Annotated in this window: 19 protein-coding genes; 14 read left to right on the top strand and 5 right to left on the bottom strand. The window is 68.3% G+C overall.

Features of this window, described 5'->3' with window-relative positions:
- The first annotated feature begins 85 nt into the window (after window positions 1–85).
- Window positions 86–247 carry a hypothetical protein gene (locus EZE58_RS07940; protein ID WP_167560217.1) on the top strand — a complete coding sequence of 54 codons (162 nt, stop codon included), beginning with the start codon at window positions 86–88 and terminating at the stop codon, window positions 245–247.
- A gap of 215 nt (window positions 248–462) precedes the next feature.
- Here EZE58_RS07940 and EZE58_RS07935 read toward each other — a convergent pair whose 3' ends face one another.
- From EZE58_RS07935 to valS, 3 genes are all read right to left on the bottom strand, one after another.
- Window positions 463–870, bottom strand: coding sequence for an SRPBCC domain-containing protein (locus EZE58_RS07935; protein ID WP_009375396.1), 408 nt, complete (start codon window positions 868–870; stop codon window positions 463–465).
- Window positions 871–1,337: 467 nt separating this feature from the next.
- The gene (locus tag EZE58_RS07930) at window positions 1,338–2,027 is read right to left on the bottom strand and encodes an AIM24 family protein (protein ID WP_009375398.1); all 690 of its coding nucleotides are present in this window, start codon (window positions 2,025–2,027) and stop codon (window positions 1,338–1,340) included.
- Between the two features lie 192 nt (window positions 2,028–2,219).
- Window positions 2,220–4,865 (bottom strand): valine--tRNA ligase, encoded by a 2,646-nt coding sequence (gene valS, locus EZE58_RS07925; protein WP_167560215.1) that lies wholly within the window; start codon window positions 4,863–4,865, stop codon window positions 2,220–2,222.
- Window positions 4,866–4,994: 129 nt separating this feature from the next.
- Here valS and EZE58_RS07920 point away from each other — a divergent pair, with 129 nt between their 5' ends.
- The 6 genes from EZE58_RS07920 (at window position 4,995) to ndk (ending at window position 12,779) form a co-directional block, all read left to right on the top strand.
- Window positions 4,995–6,086, top strand: coding sequence for an acyltransferase family protein (locus EZE58_RS07920; protein WP_167560213.1), 1,092 nt, complete (start codon window positions 4,995–4,997; stop codon window positions 6,084–6,086).
- A gap of 91 nt (window positions 6,087–6,177) precedes the next feature.
- Entirely contained in the window at window positions 6,178–6,933 is a 756-nt protein-coding gene (locus EZE58_RS07915) for an SDR family oxidoreductase (protein ID WP_119296277.1), read from the top strand.
- A 357-nt stretch (window positions 6,934–7,290) separates the two neighbouring features.
- Window positions 7,291–10,569, top strand: coding sequence for an isoleucine--tRNA ligase (gene ileS / locus EZE58_RS07910; RefSeq protein WP_119296276.1), 3,279 nt, complete (start codon window positions 7,291–7,293; stop codon window positions 10,567–10,569).
- Complete coding sequence (locus tag EZE58_RS07905; RefSeq protein ID WP_063249781.1) at window positions 10,566–11,936, top strand: folylpolyglutamate synthase/dihydrofolate synthase family protein; 1,371 nt, start codon at window positions 10,566–10,568, stop codon at window positions 11,934–11,936. The genes ileS and EZE58_RS07905 overlap by 4 nt, the downstream gene beginning before the upstream one ends.
- On the top strand, window positions 11,933–12,298 hold the full coding sequence (locus EZE58_RS07900; protein WP_063249782.1) for a DUF4233 domain-containing protein: 366 nt from the start codon (window positions 11,933–11,935) through the stop codon (window positions 12,296–12,298). The genes EZE58_RS07905 and EZE58_RS07900 overlap by 4 nt, the downstream gene beginning before the upstream one ends.
- A 67-nt stretch (window positions 12,299–12,365) precedes the next feature.
- Complete coding sequence (gene ndk / locus EZE58_RS07895; RefSeq protein ID WP_119296275.1) at window positions 12,366–12,779, top strand: nucleoside-diphosphate kinase; 414 nt, start codon at window positions 12,366–12,368, stop codon at window positions 12,777–12,779.
- A 173-nt stretch (window positions 12,780–12,952) separates the two neighbouring features.
- On the opposite strand, the gene EZE58_RS07890 is transcribed toward ndk, so the two are convergent.
- Window positions 12,953–13,615: a vitamin K epoxide reductase family protein gene (locus EZE58_RS07890; RefSeq protein ID WP_009375419.1), complete on the bottom strand. Its 663-nt coding sequence runs from the start codon at window positions 13,613–13,615 to the stop codon at window positions 12,953–12,955.
- 303 nt (window positions 13,616–13,918) lie between these two features.
- Between EZE58_RS07890 and EZE58_RS07885 the strand changes: the two genes are divergently transcribed.
- The gene (locus tag EZE58_RS07885) at window positions 13,919–16,855 is read left to right on the top strand and encodes an Rne/Rng family ribonuclease (RefSeq protein WP_205772173.1); all 2,937 of its coding nucleotides are present in this window, start codon (window positions 13,919–13,921) and stop codon (window positions 16,853–16,855) included.
- A gap of 121 nt (window positions 16,856–16,976) precedes the next feature.
- On the opposite strand, the gene EZE58_RS07880 is transcribed toward EZE58_RS07885, so the two are convergent.
- A complete protein-coding gene (locus EZE58_RS07880; protein WP_205772172.1) occupies window positions 16,977–18,095 on the bottom strand; it encodes an SPFH domain-containing protein in 1,119 nt (372 codons plus the stop codon).
- Window positions 18,096–18,237: 142 nt separating this feature from the next.
- On the opposite strand from EZE58_RS07880, the gene EZE58_RS07875 reads away from it, so the two are divergent.
- The 6 genes from EZE58_RS07875 to proB all read left to right on the top strand — a co-directional run bounded on the left by EZE58_RS07875 (window position 18,238) and on the right by proB (window position 23,707).
- Entirely contained in the window at window positions 18,238–19,770 is a 1,533-nt protein-coding gene (locus EZE58_RS07875) for an alanine/glycine:cation symporter family protein (RefSeq protein WP_009375424.1), read from the top strand.
- An 80-nt stretch (window positions 19,771–19,850) separates the two neighbouring features.
- Window positions 19,851–20,156: a chorismate mutase gene (locus EZE58_RS07870; protein ID WP_009375426.1), complete on the top strand. Its 306-nt coding sequence runs from the start codon at window positions 19,851–19,853 to the stop codon at window positions 20,154–20,156.
- 181 nt (window positions 20,157–20,337) lie between these two features.
- A complete protein-coding gene (gene rplU / locus EZE58_RS07865) occupies window positions 20,338–20,646 on the top strand; it encodes a 50S ribosomal protein L21 (RefSeq protein WP_009375428.1) in 309 nt (102 codons plus the stop codon).
- 15 nt (window positions 20,647–20,661) lie between these two features.
- Window positions 20,662–20,913 (top strand): 50S ribosomal protein L27, encoded by a 252-nt coding sequence (rpmA, locus tag EZE58_RS07860; protein ID WP_009375430.1) that lies wholly within the window; start codon window positions 20,662–20,664, stop codon window positions 20,911–20,913.
- Between the two features lie 86 nt (window positions 20,914–20,999).
- Window positions 21,000–22,544 (top strand): GTPase ObgE, encoded by a 1,545-nt coding sequence (obgE, locus tag EZE58_RS07855; RefSeq protein ID WP_167560209.1) that lies wholly within the window; start codon window positions 21,000–21,002, stop codon window positions 22,542–22,544.
- Window positions 22,541–23,707 (top strand): glutamate 5-kinase, encoded by a 1,167-nt coding sequence (gene proB / locus EZE58_RS07850; protein WP_095375864.1) that lies wholly within the window; start codon window positions 22,541–22,543, stop codon window positions 23,705–23,707. Before obgE ends, proB begins: the two co-directional genes overlap by 4 nt.
- Window positions 23,708–23,710: the final 3 nt, after the last annotated feature.

Genomic DNA, 23,710 nt, shown 5'->3' with positions numbered 1-23,710 from the left:
CCTCACCCACTACATCGCCCGATCTCTACTCGAGGCCGGCGGATTCAGACCCCGACTACACCCTCAACTGCGATGAGCCATCAAAGTGCTGGTGCTGATACCGCTCGCCCTGCTCGGATGGCTGCTCGCAATGAACAGCCCCATGGGCGCCTTGGTGCCTGTTCTCATCGTCGTCGGAGGAACCGTTGTCCTCGCCATCGATGGCGTTCTGAGATACAGGGCAGAAAGGCACACCGTGCACGGCTGATCGTCCTCACATACCGATACGGCAGCAACAGCCCGTTACTGTCCTGGCGACGGGCTGTTGCCACGCCGATTTCTCGATGGCTCCGTGCTGATCTCCTCCCGGCGAACCACTGCCCGATACATGCCGCTTGGCACGACAGAGGCGGAGCGAGTCCCACCAGGTTGCTCGTAGTTCGAGCCGGGTGAGCGACCGCCGTGCAGAAGAGGCTGCCTCCCTCACACCTCGGCGAGGGCGGACTCCATGTTCGCGAGCACCCGCGGCCAGCCGGCTCCCATCCCGGTGAACGCCTGCCTGCCCATCGGGGTATCGACGTCGAGGCCTGAGTGAGCGAGGTGCAGACGGGTGCCCGTGCCTTCGGGGTGGAGTGTCCAGGTGAGCGTCGAGTCAAGACTGCCCTCGGCGAACGTATGAGCGAAGAGGGTCTCAGGTTCGGCTCGGGTGACGGTGCACGGCTGCTGGCCGAAGCCGCCCATATCGAGGGTGAAGGCGTGCCCGACGACGGGCGCGACGTCGCCGAGCGCCCACCACATCGCCAGGAACTCGGGTTCGGTGAGTGCCCGCCACACTGTGCGGGGCGGATGGGTGAGGAACTGATCGACGTCGATCGTGCGTTCGTCGGTCATCTCTGGCCTCCAAGAAGTCGTGAATCTGGGCGACGCGGCGCGCGGCGTGGGCGACATGCGACGCGTCGGTCGGTGGCGGCGCGCAACGCCGGTCGCGGTCGCTGGCAACGTCAGTCCGAGATCGTACCCCATACGTGCGGCCGCAAAAACAACCCTGGGACACGTAGGATCTGCCGCTAAGACTCTGACGTGCTGAGCTGCCGAGGCGTTATGACGCGGAGGGGGTGATGTGCGGTTACAGGGATGAATTGTCGGCACGGGGTGGATTCGACGGCCGGAGGTTTCAGCGCGGCGCAACACGGAACGGGGGTCGATTCGGCGGCCGGAGGTTTCGGCGCGGCGCGGCGCGGCGTGGGGAGACAGGCGCGGTGGGGAGCGCGCCGGGGTCGAGGGGAGTGCTGATGATGACCGCGCGGCCGCGGGCGACGGTGCCCGCGGCCCCGCGGTGGGGTGAAGCGACCGTGCGCTCAGGCCTGGGGCGTGTAGACCGCGTTCTCTGCCGGCTGGACGACGACGAAGCCCGGGCCGTGGAAGGCGAGCTGGATCGACTCGCCGGAGCCGCGGCCGAAGAACGATCCGAGGCTGACGTCGGTCTTGATCTGCGGGGCGAGCGAGGAGGACCAGCACACGGCCGACTGCGGGTCGACGAAGGTCGGCTGCTGGGAGGCGTCGAGGACCATCGGGTCGCCCTTGCAGCAGATAGCCGCCGTGCCGGTGCCGCTGAGTTCGAGGTTGAACAGGCCCGATCCGCTGGCGAGCGCGCCGACGCCGCCCTTGATCCGCTTGATCTCCCACGCGAGAGCATCGTCGAAGGCAAGGAGGTTGGCAGTGTTGACGGTGAGCGCATCCTGCTGGCCCTCAAGGGTCATCATGAAGATGTTCGAGGCCTCGCGGGCGAAGAAGACCTCGCCGTTGCCTTCGACGCGCATGACGTTGCCGCCCTCACCGGTCGCGGCCTTCTTCATGAACTGGCCGACCGACTTCGATCCCTGGTGGGAGAAGCGGACGTCGCCCTGGTAGGCGACCATGGCGCCCTTCGTGGCGATCATCGGCGCGTCCGGCGTGATCACGGTCCGCAGCATCTTGCTCGACTGCAGGGTCCAACGGTCGCGGTTCTGCACCTCGGCGTTGCGCTGGGCAAAGAGCTCACTTCTCATCGTCTGTCATGCCTTTCTCACCAGGAGGGACCCAGTGTCCCTTCCTTCGTCGTCTCAATCGTAGAGGGATTCCGCGCCGGTGAGCGGGCGAATGATGTGGTGATTCTGGAACACGGGTGAATTCGGTGCGAACACGACGCAGGGCGGAACCGGGATGGTCCCCGATTCCGCCCTGCGTCCTGGCGTCGGCCCTCAGGCCTGCGGTTCGAACTCGATCGCCGAGATGGTGATCGCGTCCCCGCCGACGTCGGTCGTGAGCGTCTGCACCCGTCCGGCGGCCTTGAGATCGCCCTCCGCCGAGGCGACGGCCCCGGTGATCTGGGCTGGGGCCTCGATCGAGAGACTGAGCACCGGAGTCTTCTGCGAGACCTTCGCCTCGGTCTTCGCCCGCCGGATCTCGCTGAGCACAGCCGCCACCGAGGTGAGCAGGCCCGGATCGACCGAGCCCATCGGATCGATGAGCTGCTCCCTGCCCGGCCACGGCGCACGGTGGACCGACCCGGTCCGCCACCACGACCACACCTCTTCGGTGACGAAGGGCATGATCGGCGCGAACAGCCGCAGCAGCACGTCGAGGGCCGTGGCCAGCGTCACGTGGGCGGAGAGCTGATCCTCCTCGGTGCCCGCACCGTACGAGCGGTCCTTGACGAGTTCGACGTAGTCGTCGGTGAACTCCCAGAAGAAGCTCTCGACCTCGCGCAGGGCGTGGGCGTAGTCGTACGCGGCCATGTGCTCGGTGGCACTCGCCGTGACCTCGCCGAGGCGCACGAGCAGCGCCCGATCGAGGTCATGGGTGACCGAACCGACCTGTCCGACGAGTCCGGCGTGGACACCCTGGGCGAGAGCGAACTTCGAGGCGTTGAGCAGCTTCATCGCCAGCCGCCTGCCGATCTGCATCTGCGAGACGTCATAGGCCGTGTCGGCGCCGAGCTTCGCACTCGCCGCCCAGTAGCGCACCGCGTCGGGGCCGAACCCCGGCTTCGCCTCGGCGAGGATGTCGGAGGGGACGACGACGTTGCCCTTCGACTTCGACATCTTCTTCCGGTCGGGGTCGAGGATCCATCCCGAGAGGCCGGCGTGCCTCCACGGGGCCGCGTCGTTGAGAGAGTTCGCGCGCACGATCGTCGAGAACAGCCACGTGCGGATGATGTCATGGGCCTGCGGGCGCAGGTCGAACGGGAAGACGGTCTCGAAGAACTTCTCGTCCCGGCTCCACTTGCCCAGCAGCTGCGGGGTCAGCGACGACGTCGCCCACGTGTCGAGGACATCGGGGTCGGCGGAGAACCCGCCCGGCTGGTCGCGCTGGTCCTCGGTGAAGCCCGCGGGCACCTCGGCGATGGGATCGACCGGCAGCGACTCGGGAACGATCGGGCTCTCGTAGTCGGGTTCACCGGCCTTGTCAAGGCGGTACCACAGGGGGATGGGCACGCCGAAGTAGCGCTGCCGGGACACGAGCCAGTCGCCGTTGAGGTTCTCCACCCAGTTCTCGTAGCGCGAGCGCATGAACGCGGGGTGCCAGTCGATCTCCCGCCCGCGGGCGATGAGCTCGTTGCGCAGCTCGGCCGAGCGCCCGCCGTTGCGGATGTACCACTGGCGGGAGGTGACGACCTCGAGCGGCTTGTCGCCCTTCTCGTAGAACGGCACCGGGTGGGTGATCGCTTCGATCTCCCCGACGAGGTCGCCGCTGTCCCTGAGCATCTCCGCGATGTCCTTGCGGGCGGTGAACGTCGTCTTGCCCGCGAGCTGCTCGTAGTTGGCCACGGCGTCGGGCTTCGGGGAGGCGGCGATCCACTCGGGCACCTCGAGGCTGAGCCGTCCGGCGCGGTTGACGACGGCGCGGGTGGGCAGGTCGAGCTCCCGCCACCACGTGACGTCGGTGAGGTCGCCGAAGGTGCAGACCATGGCGATGCCGGTGCCCTTGTCGGACTTCGCGAGCTCGTGCGCCCTGACCTCGACCTCGACGCCGAAGAGGGGAGAGACGAAGGTCGTGCCGAAGTGCGGCTGGTAGCGCTCGTCGTCGGGGTGGGCGACGAGGGCGACGACGGCGGGGATGAGCTCGGGCCGCGAGGTGAGGATGATGATCGGGTCGGCGGAGGTGTCGGCGAGACCGTCAGTGCCCTGCGGGAAGAACCTCACCTTGTGGTAGGCGCCCTCCTTCTCCCGGTCCTCGAGTTCGGCCTGGGCCACGGCGGTGCCGAAGGTGACGTCCCACATCGTCGGGGCATCCTGCGAATACGCATGCCCACCGGCGAGGTCGGCGAGGAAGGCCCGCTGGCTCACGGCACGGGAGGTGTCGTCGATCGTCCGGTACGTGTACTTCCAGTCCACGGACAGGCCGGTGGAGCGGAAGAGGTCCTCGAAGACCTTCTCGTCCTCAGCCGAGAGCTGCTCGCAGAGTTCGATGAAGTTCCGCCGGGACACGCGCACGAAGTCCCGGGAGTTCTTCGCCGGCTTCGCCGGCGGTTCGAAGTCGGCGTCGTAGGGCTGGGAGGGATCGCAGGTGACCCCGTAGTAGTTCTGCACGCGCCGTTCGGTCGGCAGGCCGTTGTCGTCCCAGCCGAGCGGGTAGAAGACGTTCTTGCCCTGCATCCGCTGGAAGCGGGCGATGATGTCGGTCTGGGTGTAGGAGAAGACGTGGCCGACGTGGAGGGATCCCGACGCCGTCGGCGGGGGAGTGTCGATCGAGTAGACCTGCTCACGGTCGGTGTCGACGTCGAACGCGTAGACGTCGGACTCGCTCCAGGCGGCATCCCATTTGTCGCGAAGTCCTTCGAGGGCCGGCTTGTCCGGCAGGCTGACTGACTCGTGCGTCGAGTCTCCGTAGGCAGGTGAGTTCATAGTTGTCGATTTTCTCACTCGCACCCCGACTCGCCAAACCGGTCCCGGCCCCCGCACGCGCGCCTCACCGGCATGCGGAGCGGCCCAGCCCCCGGGCAGGAGCAGGTCGGGAGATGAGACGATGGGGACATGGCGACCTTGGACAAGATCGGAACAGAGAATCCGCCGCCCACCTCGACGGGCTGGATGAATCCGGCCCGCGCCTTCGCCATCGTCGCGGTCGTCGCCATCCACTCCCTCGGCACTGTCGTCGAGGAGAACTTCGCCGCACAGGGCCCCGACTGGTGGGTCGCGAACGTCATCGACTCCGCGTGCCGCTGGTCGGTGCCCGTGTTCATCATGATCTCCGGCGCCCTGGCCCTCGACCCCCGTCGCGGCACCGAGCCGCGGAAGTTCCTCTCCAAACGCGTGTGGCGCATCGGCATCCCGCTCGTGTTCTGGACGGTCGTCTACGTCGCCTTCCGACGCTTCTACCTGCTGCCGCCCGATTCGGACTGGAACGCCTTCCTCGCCATCCTCTCCGGTTCGCCCTTCGTCCAGCTCTACTTCCTCTACGTCCTCGCCGGGCTCACCCTTCTCACCCCTTTCTTCAGGCTGCTCAGCGTCCACGGCTCGCGGCGCCTCCAATGGGGGACGGGGCTGATCTTCCTCGGCATCGGCATGGTCGACCAGTTCGTGTCGATGATCTTCTCCGTCGGGGAGGCGAACATCGTCACCCGCTTCCTGCCGATGGCCGGCTTCTACATCCTCGGTTGGGTGCTCCGCGACGTCGTGCTTTCCACCCGCGGCGTCGTCTGGGGCTGGGTCGCCTTCGTCGCGGCGACGGCGACGACGGCACTGTGGGCGGGTTTCGGACCCGGCGAGAAGCCGTGGCTCTACCCGTACGAATACCTGTCCCCGGGCGTCGTCATCGCCTCCCTGGCCGCCTACCTCCTCCTCCACCACTACATGCGCACGGGCCTCCGGTTCCTCCACTGGTTCTACCCGTACTCCTTCGGCGTCTTCCTCCTCCATCCCCTCGTCCTCTATCCCCTGCGCAACGAGATCGGCCTGCCGACGACCGTGCCCGGCGTCCTCGTCCACGCCTTCGTCATGCCCGTCGTCTACACCGTCATCTGCGTCGCGATCACATGGGTGGCGGTGAAGATCCCCGGAGTCCGTGCCGTCTTCGGCGAAGGCGGTCCCCGCAACCCCTCACCACCGCCGAGGCGCTCGGCCTAGTCCCGCACACCGGATCGTCCCAGCCCCGCCCCCGTCACGACTCGTAGACTGGCCCCACAGTCAGTCAGCGAGCACAGAGGAGTGGGAAGAGATGAGCGCACTGCGGGCAGTGGTGACAGGAGCGAGCTCGGGCATCGGCGCGGCCACCGTGCGTGACCTGCGGGAACAGGGTTGGGACGTCGTCGCCGTGGCCAGACGCGAGGACAGGCTCGCCGCCCTGGCCGAGGAGACCGGGGCGACCGCGATCGTCGCCGACCTCACCGACGACGCAGCCGTGGCCGCGATGGCCGCCGAGGTGCTCGCCGGCGAACCCGTCCATGCCCTCGTCGCCAACGCAGGAGCCGCGTACGGCACCGACACCGTCGCTGAGGCCTCGGTCGAGGGGTGGCGGGACATGTTCGACATCAACGTCCTGGGCGTCCTCCGCGTCGTCAAGGCGTTCCTGCCCGCTCTCATCTCATCGGGCCGCGGCGACATCGTCGTCATGTCCTCGACCGCGGGCCATCAGGCCTACGAGGGCGGCGGAGGGTACGTCGCCGCCAAGCACGGCACGCACTCGATCGCCGCGACCCTGCGCCTCGAACTCGCCGGTGAGCCGGTGCGCGTCATCGAGATCGCCCCGGGCATGGTCGCCACCGACGAGTTCACGCTCAAACGCGTCGGGGGAGACGCCGAACGCGCAGGCAAGGTCTACGAAGGGGTCGAGAACCCGCTCACGGCCGAAGACGTCGCCGACGCCGTGGTGTGGACGCTCACCCGACCGCACCACTTCAACGTCGACCTCATGGTCATCCGCCCCATCGCCCAGGCAGCCCAGCACAAGGTCGCCCGTAACAAGGGGCTCTGAGAAGGGAGAGCACACCGACCACAACGCAGTCTCCGCGCTGCCCGCAGCGCAGTCCGCACCGCCCGCCGGGCGCCCGGCGCCGCACGGCACCCGGCGGGTGGTCCGGGGCTGCGGACAGGGTATAGAATCGGGACTGCGATGATCCGGCCATCACCGGGGAGCATCCGGAAGAACAGCGACTCCGATCGCCTCGGCGGCGGACCTCGCCCATTAGACCCGGACGGTTGGACCCGTCATCGTCCGCCGATGAGCGATCCGCTCGCCGCCGCCCCGCGGCGCGAACGGATAAGCGGGGTGGTACCGCGGCAGTGATGTCGTCCTCGCGGCACGTGACCGCTGCTACGCACAAGGACGCTCATGACGCAACCGCTCTACCCCAAGGTCTCGACCTCCGCCTTCGGCCTCAGCGCCTCCCCGAACTTCCCGGAGATCGAGCGCGCCGTGCTCGAGTACTGGAAGCAGGACGACACCTTCCAGGCCTCGATCGACGAGCGCGACCCGGGCGAGAACGGCTCGAACGAGTTCGTCTTCTACGACGGCCCTCCCTTCGCCAACGGCCTGCCCCACTACGGTCACCTCCTCACCGGATACGTCAAGGACGTCGTGCCGCGGTTCCAGACGATGCGGGGCAAGAAGGTCGACCGCCGGTTCGGCTGGGACACCCACGGCCTGCCCGCCGAACTCGAAGCCGAACGTCAGCTCGGCATCACCGACAAGTCCGAGATCGGCCGGATGGGACTCGCCGCCTTCAACGACGCGTGCCGTGCCTCCGTGCTGCGCTACACGAAGGAGTGGGAGGAGTACGTCACCCGCCAGGGACGCTGGGTCGACTTCGACAACGACTACAAGACGCTCGACGTCAACTTCATGGAGAGCGTCATCTGGGCGTTCAAGCAGCTCTGGGACAAGGGCCTCGTCTACGAGGGCTACCGCGTCCTGCCCTACTGCTGGAAGGACCAGACCCCGCTCTCGAGCCACGAGCTGCGGATGGACGACGACGTCTACAAGATGCGTCAGGACCCGGCGGTGACGATCGGGTACAAGCTCTCAGACGCCGACGAATGGGTCCTCATCTGGACGACGACCCCGTGGACGGTGCCGTCGAACCAGGCCGTAGCCGTCAACCCGGAGATCCCGCTCGTCGCCGTCGTCGCCGGTGACGACGGTGCGCCCGAACTCCAGGGCAAGACCCTCATCCTCGCCGAGGCGCGCCTGAGCGCCTACGCCCGTGAACTCGGAGAGAATCCGGAGATCCTTCGCACGTTCCCCGCCGGCGAGCTCGTCGGACGCGAGTACGAACCGCCGTTCCCCTACTTCGAGGCGCGCCAGGACGACTACGGGCAGCGGATGCACACGATCCTCTCCGCCGACTTCGTCACCACCGAGGACGGCACCGGCATCGTCCACCAGTCGCCGGCCTTCGGTGAGGAGGACAAGGAGCTCACCGACTCCTACGGCATCCTCGCCGTGCGCCCCGTCGACGATGCGGGCCTCTTCGACTCGACCGTCCCCGACTACGAGGGACAGCAGGTCTTCGACGCCAACCGCCAGATCATCCGCGACCTGCGCGACCACACCGGCCCGCTCGCCGGCCGCAACGCCCTGCTCGTGCGCCATGAGAGCTACGAGCACTCGTACCCGCACTGCTGGCGCTGCCGCAATCCGCTCATCTACCGGGCCGTGTCCTCCTGGTTCGTCCGCGTCACCGAGTTCAAGGACCGCATGGTCGAACTCAACGAGCAGATCAACTGGGTGCCCGAGAACGTCAAGTACGGCCAGTTCGGCAAGTGGCTCGAGAACGCCCGCGACTGGTCGATCTCGCGCAACCGCTTCTGGGGATCGCCCATCCCGGTGTGGATCTCCAACGATCCCTCCTACCCGCGCACCGACGTCTACGGCTCGCTCGCGGAGATCGAAGCCGACTTCGGACGCCTCCCGGTCAACGACAGGGGCGAGGTCGACCTCCACCGCCCGTGGGTCGACGACCTCACCCGCCCGAACCCCGACGACCCGACGGGGAAGTCGACGATGCGCCGGATCCCGGAGATCTTCGACGTGTGGTTCGACTCGGGGTCGATGAGCTACGCCCAGGTCCACTACCCGTTCGAGAACGCGGAATGGTTCGACAACCACTTCCCGGCGGACTTCATCGTCGAGTACATCGGCCAGACCCGCGGATGGTTCTACCTCCTCCACGTCCTCGCCACCGCGATCTTCGACCGGCCCGCCTTCCGCAACGTCATCTCCCACGGCATCGTGCTCGGCTCCGACGGGCAGAAGATGTCGAAGTCCCTGCGCAACTACCCCGACGTCAACGAGGTCTTCGACCGCGACGGCTCGGATGCGATGCGCTGGTTCCTCATGGCCTCGTCCATCCTGCGCGGCGGCAACCTCGTCGTCACCGAGCAGGGCATCCGCGACGCCGTGCGCCAGGTCGTCCTCCCGCTGTGGAACACGTGGCAGTTCTTCGCGACGTACTCCAACACGGCCGACGCCGCGGGAGGGGATGCCGGTGAGGAGCGCAGCGGCTACCGCGCGCAGAAGCGCTTCGACTCCTCCCAGGTCCTCGACCGCTACCTGCTCGCGAAGACCCATGACCTCATCGTCGACTTCGCTGCGGCGATGGACGACTTCGACGTGTGGGCGGCCTGCGAGATCGTCCGCAGCTACCTCGACATGCTCACCAACTGGTACGTGCGCCGGTCCCGGCGCCGCTTCTGGGACGGCGGCGCCGAGACGCATGAGACCTTCGACGTCCTCTACACGTGCCTCGAGGCCTTCTGCCGAGTCGCAGCCCCGCTGCTGCCGTTCACGGTCGAGGAGATCTACCGCGGACTCACCGGCAACCGCTCCGTCCACCTCGAGGACTACCCGGATGCCTCCGAGTTCCCGGCCGACGCCGACCTCGTCGCCGCGATGGATCTCACCCGCGACATCAGTTCGACCGCCTCGTCGGTGCGCAAGGCCAACCGCCTGCGGGTGCGCCTGCCGCTCAGCCGCCTCGTCGTCGCCAGCGGCGAGCATCTGGGGTCCGAGTTCACCGCGATCATCGCCGACGAGCTCAACGTCAGGGAGGTCGAATCGCTCGACCTCGCCGAGGCGGAGGCCGCAGGCTTCTCGCTCACCCAGAACCTCGTCGTCAACGCCCGTGCCGCGGGACCGCGTCTGGGCAAGCAGGTCCAGGCCGCGATCAAGGGCTCGAAGACCGGGGACTGGTCGGTCGGCGCCGACGGCACCGTGACGAGCGGGGGAGTCGACCTCGTCGAAGGCGAGTACACGCTCGAGTCGGTGGCCGAATCCGGCTCCGACGGCATGGAGCTCGCCGCCCTCGACTCGGGCTTCCTCGCCCTCGACACCCGGGTCACCCCGGAGCTCGAGGCCGAGGGCGTGGCCCGTGACACCGTGCGCGCGATCCAGGGCATCCGCAAGCAGCTCGACCTCAACGTCGCCGACAGGATCACCGTCGTCATCGAGGCCGAGGACTCCGTCGCCGAGGCGCTCGGCGCCCACCGGGACCTCATCAGCGCAGAGACCCTGGCCACCGGGCTCGACTTCGCGTCCCTCGATGGGGCCGGCGAGGTCTTCGCCCCCGAGGAGCTTCCCTCGGGCACCCGGATCTCGGTGGTGCGGGCATGAGCGCCGACGAGCTCACCCGGGTGTACGCGACCCTGCTCACCCGGGCAGGGGAGACCCAGGTCGAGGTCCGCCTCGACGCGACGAAGCGCGCCGTCGAACTCCTCGGCGACATCCACCGGGCAGCGCCGGTCATCACGGTGACCGGGACGAACGGCAAGACGTCGACGGCGCGGATGATCGATGCGATCCTCACCGCCCACGACCTGCGGGTGGGACGCTTCACCAGCCCCCACCTGCATTCGGTGACCGAGCGGGTCTCCGTCGACGGCCACCCGGTCGCCGATGAGGACTTCGTGCGGATCTTCGACGAGATCGCCCCGTACCTCGACATCGTCGACGCCGAACTCGCCGAGGCGGGCCGGGCGACCCTCACCTACTTCGAGGTGCTCACGATCCTCGCGTTCGCGATCTTCGCCGACGCCCCCGTCGACGTCGTCGTCGCCGAGGTCGGCATGGGAGGGGAGTGGGACTCGACCAACGTCGCCGATGCCGAGGTCTGCGTGTTCACGCGCATCGGCATGGACCATCAGGCGTTTCTCGGCGACACGCTGGCAGAGATCGCCCGGACGAAGGCCGGCATCCTCGACCGCACCGTCGATCCCAGCCCTGCCCCCGAGCCGACCGCCGTCATCGCCCTCCAGGAGGACGAGGCGCTCACCGTCCTCGATGCCGAAGCCGCCGAACGCAGCGTGCCCACCCTCGTCGAGGACCGCAACTTCCGCCTCCTCGAGCGCCAGCGCGCCGTCGACGGCCAGCTCATCACGGTCCAGGGTCTGCGCGACGTCTACTCGGACCTCTTCCTGCCCCTGCACGGGGAGCATCAGGCGCACAACGCCGCCGTCGCCCTCGTCGCCGCGGAGACGTTCCTCGGCGATGAGGACAAACCCCTCGACCGCGACACCGTCGCCGAAGGACTCTCCCACGTCACCTCGCCCGGACGCGCCGAACTCGTGCGCACCGGACCCGCGGTCCTCGTCGACGGGGCCCACAACCCCGACGCCGCAGCGGTGCTCGCCGAGACGATCGCCGAGGCGTTCGACTTCGACTACACCGTCATCGTCCTCGGCATGCTCGCCGACAAGGACGTCCACGGGGTGCTCGAGGCCCTCCACCGGTCCGCGGACGCCTTCGTCGTCACCGCCCCGGTGAGCGACCGGGCCCTCGACATCGACACCCTCGCCGAGGCGGCCCGGGAATGGGTCGACGAGGACGCCGTCCTCACCGCCCCCGACCTCAACGCGGCCCTGATGAAGGCCCTCGACCTCGTCGCCGCCGCCGATGCGGAGCGCCCCGGCGTCGTCGTCACCGGCTCGCTCTACACCGTCGCCGAGGCCCGCCTGCTGCTGGGACGGGAGGAGGCCGAATGAAGTCGAAGTACCCCGTGCTCGCCGGGTCGATCCTCATCTGCGAACTCGTCGTCGTCTACTTCGCGGCACTGACCGCGTACGGACTGACGGTGAAGACCAACGGCACGCTCACACTCACCCAGCTGCTCGTCGGCGCCTCGATCATCGCCGTCGTCGCGATCGTCGCCGTCGTCCTCCTGCCGCGGCAGATCGGGCAGCGCCGCCCCGGGGCGGCGATCGGGTGGCTCGTCCAGGTGCTCCTCGTGGCCACCGGCTTCGTCATTCCGGCGATGTTCTTCGTCGCGGCCATCTTCGTCGCGATGTACGCCGTGGCCGTCTACTGGTCGGCGCGCATCGACCGCGAGGTCGCCGAACGCGCGTGAGCGGTCATCGCCGGGAACCGCCCGGGTACACTGTCCAACGTTGATCTCATCGACCGGAAGGACCGGAATGGAACGCACGCTCATCCTCATCAAGCCCGACGGAGTCGCCCGGGGACTCGTCGGACAGATCCTCTCCCGCATCGAGGCCAAGGGCTACACGATCGATGCGCTGAGCCTGCGCACCGCCACCGCCGAGGAACTCGCCGCCCACTACGCCGAGCACGAGGGCAAGCCGTTCTACCAGCCGCTCGTCGACTTCATGTCCGAGGGCCCGATCGTCTCGATCATCGCCTCCGGGCAGGGCGTCATCCCCGGCTTCCGCTCTCTGGCCGGGGCGACCGACCCGACGGCGGCCGCCCCCGGCACGATCCGCGGCGACCTCGGCCGCGACTGGGGCGAGAAGGTGCAGAAGAACCTCGTCCACGGCTCCGACTCCGAGGAATCGGCCGAGCGCGAGATCGGGATCTGGTTCCCCAACTGAGCCGGGTCCGCTGAGACGAGAGTGCCCCGCAGGTCAGCCGACCTGCGGGGCACGTTGCTGTCTGGGGTCCGCACCCGACCATCGACGGGGAAACGGGACCTGGAGGAGGGACGACCGCCTCGGCGGGGACTGGGACCCAGAAGGGGCCTGGGACCCAGAGGAGGGACCGGGACTCAGAGAAGCGTCGAGAAGAAGTTCCAGAACTGGACGACGACGCAGAAGGCGATGATGAGCAGCCAGACGACGGCGATCGCGATGTTCTCCTTCGCGAGCACGCGGACGATCGCACTGTCGCGCACGCCGCGACCGAAGCTGCCGGCCAGGGCGTTGTGCGCGGTGACGGCGCAGAACATCGGGATCGTCACGGTCCACACGACCATGCACCACGGGCAGCCGACGCCGATGACGTAGATCGAGGTGTAGAAGAGGAACATGACGAGGGCGACGCCGAGGGCGAGGCCGATGTTGAGCCCGATCATCACCCAGGCGGGGATCCGCGCCTTCGCGACGAGGAGGACGCCGAGGAGGAGCGGGAAGATGAACGCGGCGACGCCGATGAGCTGATTGGGGAAGCCGAAGAGCTGGCTCTGAGGCCACTCCATGACCGAACCGCACGAGAAGAACGGGTTGAGGTCGCACGAGAGCGCCGCTTCGGGGTTCTCGAGCTTCTCGTACTTCTCGACGGCGAGGGCGAAGGAGGCGAGGAAGCCGATGACGGAGCCGACGATGAGGAAGATCCCCAAGGCCGTCGGCCGCAGCACCCACGACCTCGTCGGTGCTGCTGGAGCGATGTCGTCGGCCAGGTCGTCGTCTGCGGGCGCGTGTGCGGTGTTCACCCCTCAAGCATGCCTGGCCGCGGGGTCCGTGGCAAACCGCGCACAGCCCCTCGCACCGCAGATGACAGGAGAAACTGTGACATAATGGTGCGACGGATACTCGCCCTCACACCGGGCGGGAGACGTGCCTCCACCGAGTCGAGGGAACGGCCTCGCAGGTCGACACGAAGATGAGGCAGCATCCTGAGCCAACGCGCTGAGCGCGAGCCCGGGATGACATCCACAGGTTTCGGCCCGACACGGGCCATGCAGGACACCGGTCATCCGTGTGGTGTGGACGGAGACACCGGTCCAGGAGTGATCATGAACGATTCGACGAACGACAACGGCACATCGGATGCCACTGAGGGCATCCTCGCCGATCTCGCCGATCTGCAGGAGTCCGCGAATGCCGCGCGCAGCGCCGACCACCAGGTCGACGACAAGGTGCGCGAAGAGCTCGACAGCCTCGCCGATGCGGCAGGCTCCCTGCGGGAGAACCCCGACGAGGACGGCGAGGACTCCCGCCCCCGCAGCCGTCGCGGCCCGAAGCGGGCCCGTGAGGCGGTGGCCAACCGCGGGCTCGTCTTCGAGGAGTTCGTCCGCGAGACGGATCGCACCGGGTCGGACGGATCCGAGTCCGACACCGACGCCGAGGAGGACGCCGCCGATGCACCGGCCCGTCCGCAGGCGCCCGCATTCGATCCCCGCAACCCCTTCGCCGCTCCCGCCGCCCCGCAGCCGGCCGAACCCGCGAGCCGCCCTGCCCCCGCCGTTCCGCAGCACGGAGGCCTGATCTTCCAGGTGCCCCAGGCCGAACTCGCCGAGGTCGTCACGGTCGATGACGACTACGACGATGAGGACGACGACCTCGCCGAGGACCGGGACTCACGCAACGACGACGACCGCAGCGACGATGACCGCAGCGACGACGACCGCGGCGACCGGGACGAGGACTCCGAGTCCGGCGGACGGCGCCGTCGCCGCGGCGGCCGCGGCCGCCGCTCGCGCAGCCGCGACGATGACGCCGACGCCCGTGACGACGCTGAGTCCGAGCAGACCGAGGATGAGGACGAGCGTCCCTCCCGGTCGAAGCGCCGTGGCGGCAGGGCGGAGAAGAGCTCCGATCGTGAGGAGTCCGAGAAGCCGGAGAGGTCCGAGAAGGCCGAGGCGAATGAGGACTCGCCGAAGGACAGGACCGGCGACTCCGACGACGATGACGAGGACGGCGGTTCGCGCCGTCGCCGCCGTCGCCGTTCCCGCTCGCGCGGGTCCGACGGCGACGAGGTCACCTCGCTCAAGGGCTCGACCCGCCTCGAGGCCAAGCGTCAGCGCCGCAAGGAGGGCCGTGAGGCCGGACGCCGTCGCCCGGTCATCACCGAAGCCGAGTTCCTCGCCCGCCGCGAATCCGTCGATCGCACGATGCTCGTGCGCGAGAGCGGCGACCAGACCCAGCTCGTCGTCGTCGAGGACGGCATCGCCGTCGAGCACTATCTCAAGGAGAACCGCCAGCAGTCCTCGCTCATCGGCAACGTCTACCTCGGCAAGGTCCAGAACGTGCTCCCGAGCATGGAGGCGGCGTTCATCGACATCGGCAAGGGCCGCAACGCTGTGCTCTACGCCGGTGAGGTCAACTGGGACGCCCTCGGCATGGACGGCAAGGCCCGTCGGATCGAGACGGCGCTCAGCCCCGGCGACTCCGTCCTCGTCCAGGTGACGAAGGATCCGGTCGGGCACAAGGGCGCCCGTCTGACGAGTCAGATCTCCCTGCCGGGACGCTTCCTCGTCTACGTGCCCGGGAACTCGATGACCGGCATCTCCCGCAAGCTGCCCGACGTCGAGCGCGCCCGCCTGAAGAAGCTGCTCAAAGAACTCGTCGGCGACTCCAACGGCGTCATCGTCCGCACCGCAGCCGAAGGCGCGACCGACAAGGAACTCAGCCGGGACGTCGAACGCCTGACGAAGCGGTGGGAGACCATCGAGAAGAAGTCGAAGTCGACGAAGGTGCTCGCCCCGCAGCTGCTCTACAGCGAGCCGGACATGATCGTGCGCATCATCCGCGACGTCTTCAACGAGGACTTCAACTCGCTCGTCATCGACGGCGACGGCGCGTGGAACACCATCCACGAGTACGTCGAAGCCGTCGCCCCCGACCTCCTCGACCGGGTCCACCGGTACTCCGAGGACGATGGGATCTTCGACCACTACCGGGTCGAGGAGCAGATCCAGAAGGCGCTCAACCGCACCGTCAACCTGCCCTCGGGCGGTTCGCTCGTCATCGACCGCACCGAGGCGATGACGGTCATCGACGTCAACACCGGAAAGTTCACCGGTGCCGGCGGCAACCTCGAGGAGACCGTGACGAGGAACAACCTCGAAGCCGCCGAGGAGGTCATCCGCCAGCTGCGCCTGCGCGACATCGGCGGCATCATCGTCGTCGACTTCATCGACATGGTCCTCGAATCCAATCGCGACCTCGTCGTGCGCCGTCTCGTCGAATGCCTCGGTCGCGACCGGACGAAGCATCAGGTCGCCGAGGTGACCTCGCTCGGTCTCGTCCAGATGACGCGCAAGCGCATCGGCACCGGCCTGGCCGAGTCGATGGTCTCCGCCGGTGCCGACCTCAGCGGACGCGGGCTGCTCCTGCCCGGTTCGGAGGAGGACGGCACGAAGGCCCACCGCGGCGGACGATCGTCGAACTCGGAGACCGGCGGCAAGCGCGATCGCAAGCGCCGATCGTCGGCGAAGTCGACCGAGACCGAGACGCAGTCGGATGCGGCGGCCAATGAGGCCTCCCGCTCCGCGGTCGCCGCGATCGCCAAGGCGACCCTGAAGAAGGACGACGAGGCCGAGGCGGACGCGCAGCAGCCGTCCGAGGTCTCGGAGTCTCAGCCGAGCCGGTCCGAGCGGAAGTCCGAGGGCCGATCGAAGTCGCGGGGACGGAAGCGGTCGACGAAGTCCGAGCGCGACGCCGAGTCGACGAACGACTCGAAGGCCGGGTCCACGGCCGAGGAGGCCCAGCCCGAGCTGCCGACGGAATCCGAGTCGGAGTCGCTCGCACAGTCTGAGCCGTCGGCAACGGAGCCCGAGCAGCCGGCAGGAGAGCTGCCGCTGATGATCGGTGCCGACACCACGACGAAGGTCGCGGTGGCCGCTGAGGAGCCGGCACCTCGGCGCAAGGCTCCGGTGAAGAAGGACAAGCCCGCCGAGGCCCCGCAGGAGTCCCTGCCGACCTCGTTCGTCATCATCGGCGAGGACTGAGGCCGAACCGCCGACTCCGCACCGTCGGCAATCGGCACCGCGCACAGGGAAGCGCCCCACCGGCTGGTGGGGCGCTTCTCGCGTGCCCGGGGATCGAGCCCTGTGGCCTCTGGCGGGGATCTCAGCTGCCGGGCTGTCGGTTCCTCGTCGTGCTGATCGTCGGCTGCGCCGCCTGGTCCCCGCAGAGGACGATCATGAGGTTCGTGACGAGGTCACTGCGCTCGCCATGGCCGAGCGTGACGATGTCGCGGCGCTCGATCTGCTCGATCGCGGTCTCGACCATCCCGACCGCGCCTTCGACGATGAGCTGGCGGGCGGCGACGACGGCGGTCGCCTGCTGCCTCTGGAGCATCGCGCGGGCGATCTCCGGGGCATAGGCGAGCTGGGTGATCCGCGACTCGATGACCGTCACACCGGCGGAGGCGACGCGCGCGGCGACCTCCTCGGAGAGCTTCGAGGTGATCTCGTCCGCGTTGTCGCGCAGGGACATGCGGCGCGGATCGGAGGAGTCGTAGGCGTACGAGTTCGCAATATGGCGGACGGCGGTCTCGGCCTGGATCGCGACGAACTCCTCGAAGTCGTCGACCTCGAACAGGGCCTGCGCGGTGTCCCTGACCTGCCAGACGACGACGGCGCCGATCTCGATGGGATTGCCGTCGAGGTCGTTGACCTTGAGCGTCGACGTCTCGTGGTTGCGGATGCGCGTCGAGACCTGCTGCTTCGAATAGAGCGGATTGACGAAGCGCAGCCCCGACTGCCTCACGGTTCCGACGTAGCGGCCGTAGAGCTGGAGGACGACGGCATGGCCGGGCGCCACCGAGGTGCATCCCTTGAAGAGGAACATCGAGGCGATGAAGGCGAGGCCGCCGAGGACGATGAGGATGACCCCCAGCGGCTGCTGCGCGATCATCAGCCCGAAGCCGATGAGGGCGAGCAGCGCGGCGAGAATGAGCAGTCCGACGGCGGCGACGATCGCGAAGTAGCCCGAGACCCCTCCTGCGGGCCGCTCGCGCACCCGCTCACCCTCGGGGGAGACGATGCGGGTGGGCCGTCCCGGGCCGTCACGCAGGGGTCCGCGATGATCGTTCGGAGCCTCTCCCGCTGGGCCCCCACCGTGTGGGGGAGCGCCGAGTCCGCGTCCGGGGTCGGTCGGGCCGACCTGCCCGGGACCGGCCTGCCCCGGCGGATGCGGTCGGGGGTCGGAATCGTTCGGGAATGACGGCGGATGGTTCTCTGACATGACGCCAGCTTAGGGCACCGGGGGAGTCGCGGATCATTTGGTGCCACCGAATATGTGACTCACGTAACAGTTCCGTAACTGTCCGGATGACGGACGCGAATTCGCTTGATCCGGCGGCCCCTTTGCGGAACATTGAGGCTTCATGGACAGACTCCTCTTAGCCTCAGACGCCCCCACTTCTCCCGTCGACGACGCCATCAACGCGTGGTTCGATCCGATCGCCACCTGGTTCTCGAGCGTCATCTTCGTTCCCGTGACCATCGGGGAGATCTCCTTCCCGTTCGTCGTCGCGTGGCTCATCATCGGCGCCCTCATCTTCACCCTCTACTTCGGCTTCATCCAGTTCCGCGGCTTCAAGGTCTCCCTCGAGGTCGTCCGCGGCAAGTACTCCTCGCCGACCGACCCCGGTGAGGTCACCCACTTCCAGGCGCTGGCCTCGGCACTGTCGGGAACCGTCGGCCTCGGCAACATCGCCGGCGTCGGTGTGGCGGTGGCCCTCGGCGGTCCCGGCGCGACGTTCTGGATGATCATCGCCGGGCTGCTCGGCATGTGCACGAAGTTCGTCGAATGCACCCTCGGTGTGAAGTACCGCGAGATCGACGAGAACGGCGTCGTCCACGGCGGGCCCTTCAAGTACCTGCCCGTCGCGTTCCGCCGCTTCTCCCGCCCCGTGGCGATGACGCTGACCGGCATCTTCGCCATCGCCATCCTCATCTTCGGCGTCGTCGGCGGCGGCATGTTCCAGGCCAACCAGACCTTCGCCCAGGTGCGCACCGCGACCGGCGGCGAGGACGGGTTCCTCGGCGGCCCCTTCGCCGGACTGATCTTCGGCATCCTCTTCGCCCTCCTCGTCGGACTCGTCATCCTCGGTGGCATCCGCTCGATCGCGAAGGTCACCGACAAACTCGTCCCCGCGATGGGCATCTTCTACGTCATCTCCTGCCTCCTCGTCCTCGCCATCAACTTCGACACCATCCCGCTGGCGATCGGCGAGATCTTCGAAGGCGCGTTCAACCCGCAGGGCATCGCCGGCGGCATCGTCGGCGTCATGATCATCGGCTTCCAGCGCTCCGCCTTCTCCAACGAGGCCGGGATCGGCTCGGCTGCGATCGCCCACTCCGCGGTCAAGACCCGGCGCCCGATCTCCGAGGGCTTCGTCGCCCTCCTCGAACCCTTCATCGACACCGTCGTCATCTGCACCATGACCGCACTGACGATCATCGTCGCCAACCAGCCCTCCTACACCGAATCCATCGGCACCGGGGAGATCGGCGGCGTCACCCTGGCCTCGGACGCGTTCTCGACCGTCGCCTCGTGGTACCCGGTGCTGCTCGCCATTGCCGTCGCTCTCTTCGCGTTCTCCACGCTCATCACCTGGGCCTACTACGGTGAGCGCGCCTGGAGCTTCCTCTTCGGACGGGGCAGGGCGACGATCATGGTCTTCCGCGTCCTCGTCTGCGTCTTCGTCGTCATCGGCTGTGTCGCCAGCTTCAGCAAGGTCGTCGAGTTCGCCGACGCGGCACTGTTCATGTGCGCCTTCATCAACATCCTCGGCCTCTACATCCTCATGCCGGTGGTCAAGAAGGAGCTCAAGAAGTACCTCGCCGACCGCAAGGCCGGCACGCTCACCGACCCGGACACCAAGGACGCCGTCCCGGTCGAACAGCCTGCCTGAGCGGTTGCGGCCCTCACCGCGCCCCGGGAACCCGGTCGGGTCCCGGGGCGCAGTGCGTGCGTCGCGGTTAGACTGATCCGGTGACGAACGACACCCGAGCCCAGGACCGACTCCTCGAGCTGCGCGGCAGCATCGACAACATCGACGCCGCCCTCATCCACCTCCTCGCGGAGCGATTCAAACTCACCGAGACCGTCGGGGAGCTCAAGGCCGACCATGGACTCCCGCCCGCCGACGAGTCCCGTGAGGCCCGGCAGGTCGCCCGTCTGCGCCGTCTGGCCGAGGAGTCGCACCTCGACCCCGAGTTCGCCGAGAAGTTCCTCGCGTTCATCGTCGCCGAGGTCATCCATCACCACGAGCGGATCGCCGAGTCCCGCGAGGGCTGAGTCGGCCGAGCCGTCAGCGGTTTGCCGAGACGAACCCGGATCGACTAGACTGGATCGCCGGTGCGCGTATTGCACCACGGCCGGTGATTCCTCTCAATGGGTCTCCTGCGGAAGCCTCGCTTCCGTCAGAGCCAAGGGATCAGCCGCCGTTCGTATGCGAAAGAGCAGAAAGGGTTCGACCATGGTCTACGCCATTGTCCGTGCCGGTGGCCACCAGGAAAAGGTCAGCGTCGGCGACATCATCACAGTCAACCGAATGAAGGCGAAGGCCGGAGACAGCGTCGAGCTCGATGCCGTCCTCTTCGTCGACGGCGATGCGGTCACGACCGATGCCGATGCCCTCTCGAAGATCTCGGTCAGCGCCGAGGTCGTCGATGAACTGCGCGGTCCCAAGATCGTGATCCAGAAGTACAAGAACAAGACCGGTTACAAGAAGCGTCAGGGCCACCGCCAGGACCTCACCCGTCTCAAGATCACGAACATCAAGTAAGAGGAGACATCTGACATGTCAAGCAAAAAGGGAGTCAGCTCGACCCGCAACGGTCGCGACTCGAACCCGCAGTACCTCGGCGTCAAGCGCTTCGGCGGCCAGGTCGTCAAGGCCGGTGAGATCATCGTCCGCCAGCGCGGAACCAAGTTCCACCCCGGCGTCGGCGTCGGCCGCGGCAACGACGACACGCTCTTCGCACTGACGGCGGGCGCCGTCGAATTCGGCAAGCGCAACGGCCGCAAGGTCGTCAACATCGTCGGCGTCTGACCGACGGACACTGAACGTCTCCCGCTCGGCGGGGGAGCATGAAGGGTGAGTCTCCTGACTCACCCTTCATCTGATATAAGGACATCATGGCCACCGAGTTCATTGACCGTGTCACGGTCCACCTGGCCGCCGGCGACGGCGGAAACGGCTGCACCTCGATCCGGCGGGAGAAGTTCAAGCCCCTCGGCGGCCCCGACGGCGCCAACGGCGGCCGCGGCGGCGACATCACCTTCGTCGTCGACCCGCAGACGACGACGCTGCTTCCCCTGCACCACCGCCCCCACCTCAGGGCCGACGGCGGCGGCATCGGCAAGGGCGACCTCCGCCACGGCGCCGACGGCAAGGACCTCATCGTCCCCGTCCCCGACGGCACCGTGGTCAAGACGCAGTCGGGCGAGGTCCTCGCCGACCTCGTCGGACCCGGCACCGAATTCGTCGCCGCCGCCGGCGGCCGCGGCGGACTCGGCAACGCTGCGCTGGCCTCGACGAAGCGCAAGGCCCCCGGCTTCGCCCTCCTCGGTGAACCCGGAGAGTCCTCGACGCTCGTCCTCGAACTCAAGACCATCGCTGACGTCGCCCTCGTCGGCTATCCCTCGGCGGGGAAGTCCAGCCTCATCGCCGCGCTCTCGGCCGCGAAGCCGAAGATCGCCGACTACCCGTTCACGACGCTCGTGCCCAACCTCGGCGTCGTCGAGGCCGGCGACGTGCGCTACACGATCGCCGACGTCCCCGGGCTCATTCCCGGGGCCTCCGAGGGCAAGGGCCTCGGACTCGAGTTCCTCCGCCACGTCGAACGCTGCGCGGCCCTCGTCCACGTCATCGACATGGCGACGTGGGAGCCCGGTCGGGATCCCGTCTCCGACCTCGAGACCATCGAGTCCGAACTCGCCGCCTACTCCGTCGACCTCGGCGACGGCACGAGCGACCTTCCCCTCTCCGAACGCCCGAAGCTCGTGGCACTGAACAAGGTCGACATCCCCGACGGCCGCGAACTCGCCGACATCGTCCGCCCGGACCTCGAGGCGGCGGGCTACCGCGTCTTCGAGATCTCCGCTGTCAGCCATGCGGGCCTGCGCGAGCTCTCCTTCGCCATGGCCGGCCTCGTCGCCGCCGAACGCGAACGCCGCGCGGAGCTCGAGGCGGTGCCCCAGCGGGTCGTCATCCGACCCAAGGCCGTCGACGACAAGGGCTTCGAGATCCGTTCCGAACGCGACTCCGACGGTCCGGTCTTCCGCGTCCTCGGCGACAAGCCCGAACGCTGGGTCGTCCAGACCGACTTCGCCAACGACGAGGCCGTCGGCTACCTCGCCGACCGGCTCGAGCGCCTCGGCGTCGAAGAGGCGCTGTTCAAGGCCGGTGCGAAGCCCGGCGACACCGTCGTCATCGGCGAGGGCGACGGCGTCGTCTTCGACTGGGATCCCACGAGCGTCGGCGGGGCCGAACTGCTCGGGTCCCGCGGCACCGATCCCCGCCTCGAGGAGGAGGCCCGCGCGAGCCGCAAGGAGCGCAAGGCCGCCTACCACGAACGGCAGGACGCGAAGGCCGCGGTGCGTGCCGAGTTCGAGGCCGAGCGCCTCGCCGAAAGGGCCGCGCGGGCACGCGGCGACGCCGAACCCAGCGACGACCGATGACCGCGACGACCCGCTCGCAGGAGGCCGGCGCAGCGGTGCGCGCGGACATCGCGGCGGCCAAGCGCATCGTCATCAAGGTCGGGTCGTCGTCGCTGACGACGATCGACGGCGGACTCGACGAATCCCGCCTCGTTGCCCTCACCGACGCGATCGCCGCCCACCGGGCCGAAGGCCGCGAGGTCGTCCTCGTCTCCTCCGGTGCGATCGCCGCCGGCCTCGAACCCGTCGGGCTGCGCCGCCGCCCCCGCGACCTCGCCACCCAGCAGGCGGCTGCGGGCGTCGGACAGGGCCTGCTCATGGCCGCCTACACCCGGGCACTGGGCCGCTGGGACCTCGTGCCCTCCCAGGTCCTCCTGTCCGCCGACGACCTCATCCGTCGCACCCGGTACCGCAACGCCCAACGGGCCATCGACAGGCTGCTCACCCTCGGCACGCTGCCGATCGTCAACGAGAACGACGCGGTGGCGACGGAGGAGATCCGGTTCGGCGACAACGACCGGCTCGCCGCCCTCGTCGCCCACCTCTCCCACGCCGACGCCCTCGTCCTCCTCTCCGACGTCGACGCCCTCTACACGGGCCCGCCCCACCTGGACACCTCCTCCCGGATCGGCCATGTCGCCGGTCCTGACGACCTCGGCGGGGTCGCGATCGGGGGAGTGGGCTCGGCCGGCACGGGCACCGGGGGCATGGCGACGAAGGTCGATGCCGCGCTCATGGTCACCGATTCGGGCATTCCCGCTGTCCTCACCTCGGCGGACAGGGTCGGCGAGGTGCTTGCGGGCGGGAACGTCGGCACGGCGTTCTCCGTCACCCACCGTCGCCGCGGCACGCGTCTGCTCTGGCTGCGGCATCTGGCGCGGACCTTCGGCTCGGTGACGATCGACGACGGCGCCGCGACGGCCGTGCGTTCACGCGGGACGAGTCTGCTCGCCGCCGGGGTCGTCGGCGTCGACGGCGAGTTCGAGGCAGGTGACCCTGTCGAGATCCGCAGTCTGAGCGGAGAGACCGTGGCGAGGGGGATGACGAACTTCTCCTCCGCCGAGCTGCCGATGATGTTCGGGCTGACCACAGAGGAACTTGGCACCCGCCTGGGAAGTGACTACCGTAAAGAAGTCATCCATCGCAACGATCTCGTCCTCACCCACGTGAGCGGGAGGAGCTAGTCC

This window comes from Brevibacterium sp. LS14 (assembly GCF_012027885.1).
Classification (GTDB): domain Bacteria; phylum Actinomycetota; class Actinomycetes; order Actinomycetales; family Brevibacteriaceae; genus Brevibacterium; species Brevibacterium casei.
This window is presented reverse-complemented; position numbering and strand designations above follow the sequence as displayed.

Bases quoted from the DNA above. Each gene is read 5' to 3' on its own strand.
- EZE58_RS07935 (WP_009375396.1), bottom strand. From the start codon at position 870: ATGACCGACGAACGCACGATCGACGTCGATCAGTTCCTCACCCATCCG.
- EZE58_RS07930 (WP_009375398.1), bottom strand. From the start codon at position 2,027: ATGAGAAGTGAGCTCTTTGCCCAGCGCAACGCCGAGGTGCAGAACCGC.
- valS (WP_167560215.1), bottom strand. From the start codon at position 4,865: ATGAACTCACCTGCCTACGGAGACTCGACGCACGAGTCAGTCAGCCTG.
- EZE58_RS07920 (WP_167560213.1), top strand. From the start codon at position 4,995: ATGGCGACCTTGGACAAGATCGGAACAGAGAATCCGCCGCCCACCTCG.
- EZE58_RS07915 (WP_119296277.1), top strand. From the start codon at position 6,178: ATGAGCGCACTGCGGGCAGTGGTGACAGGAGCGAGCTCGGGCATCGGC.
- ileS (WP_119296276.1), top strand. From the start codon at position 7,291: ATGACGCAACCGCTCTACCCCAAGGTCTCGACCTCCGCCTTCGGCCTC.
- EZE58_RS07905 (WP_063249781.1), top strand. From the start codon at position 10,566: ATGAGCGCCGACGAGCTCACCCGGGTGTACGCGACCCTGCTCACCCGG.
- EZE58_RS07900 (WP_063249782.1), top strand. From the start codon at position 11,933: ATGAAGTCGAAGTACCCCGTGCTCGCCGGGTCGATCCTCATCTGCGAA.
- ndk (WP_119296275.1), top strand. From the start codon at position 12,366: ATGGAACGCACGCTCATCCTCATCAAGCCCGACGGAGTCGCCCGGGGA.
- EZE58_RS07885 (WP_205772173.1), top strand. From the start codon at position 13,919: ATGAACGATTCGACGAACGACAACGGCACATCGGATGCCACTGAGGGC.
- EZE58_RS07880 (WP_205772172.1), bottom strand. From the start codon at position 18,095: ATGTCAGAGAACCATCCGCCGTCATTCCCGAACGATTCCGACCCCCGA.
- EZE58_RS07875 (WP_009375424.1), top strand. From the start codon at position 18,238: ATGGACAGACTCCTCTTAGCCTCAGACGCCCCCACTTCTCCCGTCGAC.
- rplU (WP_009375428.1), top strand. From the start codon at position 20,338: ATGGTCTACGCCATTGTCCGTGCCGGTGGCCACCAGGAAAAGGTCAGC.
- rpmA (WP_009375430.1), top strand. From the start codon at position 20,662: ATGTCAAGCAAAAAGGGAGTCAGCTCGACCCGCAACGGTCGCGACTCG.
- obgE (WP_167560209.1), top strand. From the start codon at position 21,000: ATGGCCACCGAGTTCATTGACCGTGTCACGGTCCACCTGGCCGCCGGC.
- proB (WP_095375864.1), top strand. From the start codon at position 22,541: ATGACCGCGACGACCCGCTCGCAGGAGGCCGGCGCAGCGGTGCGCGCG.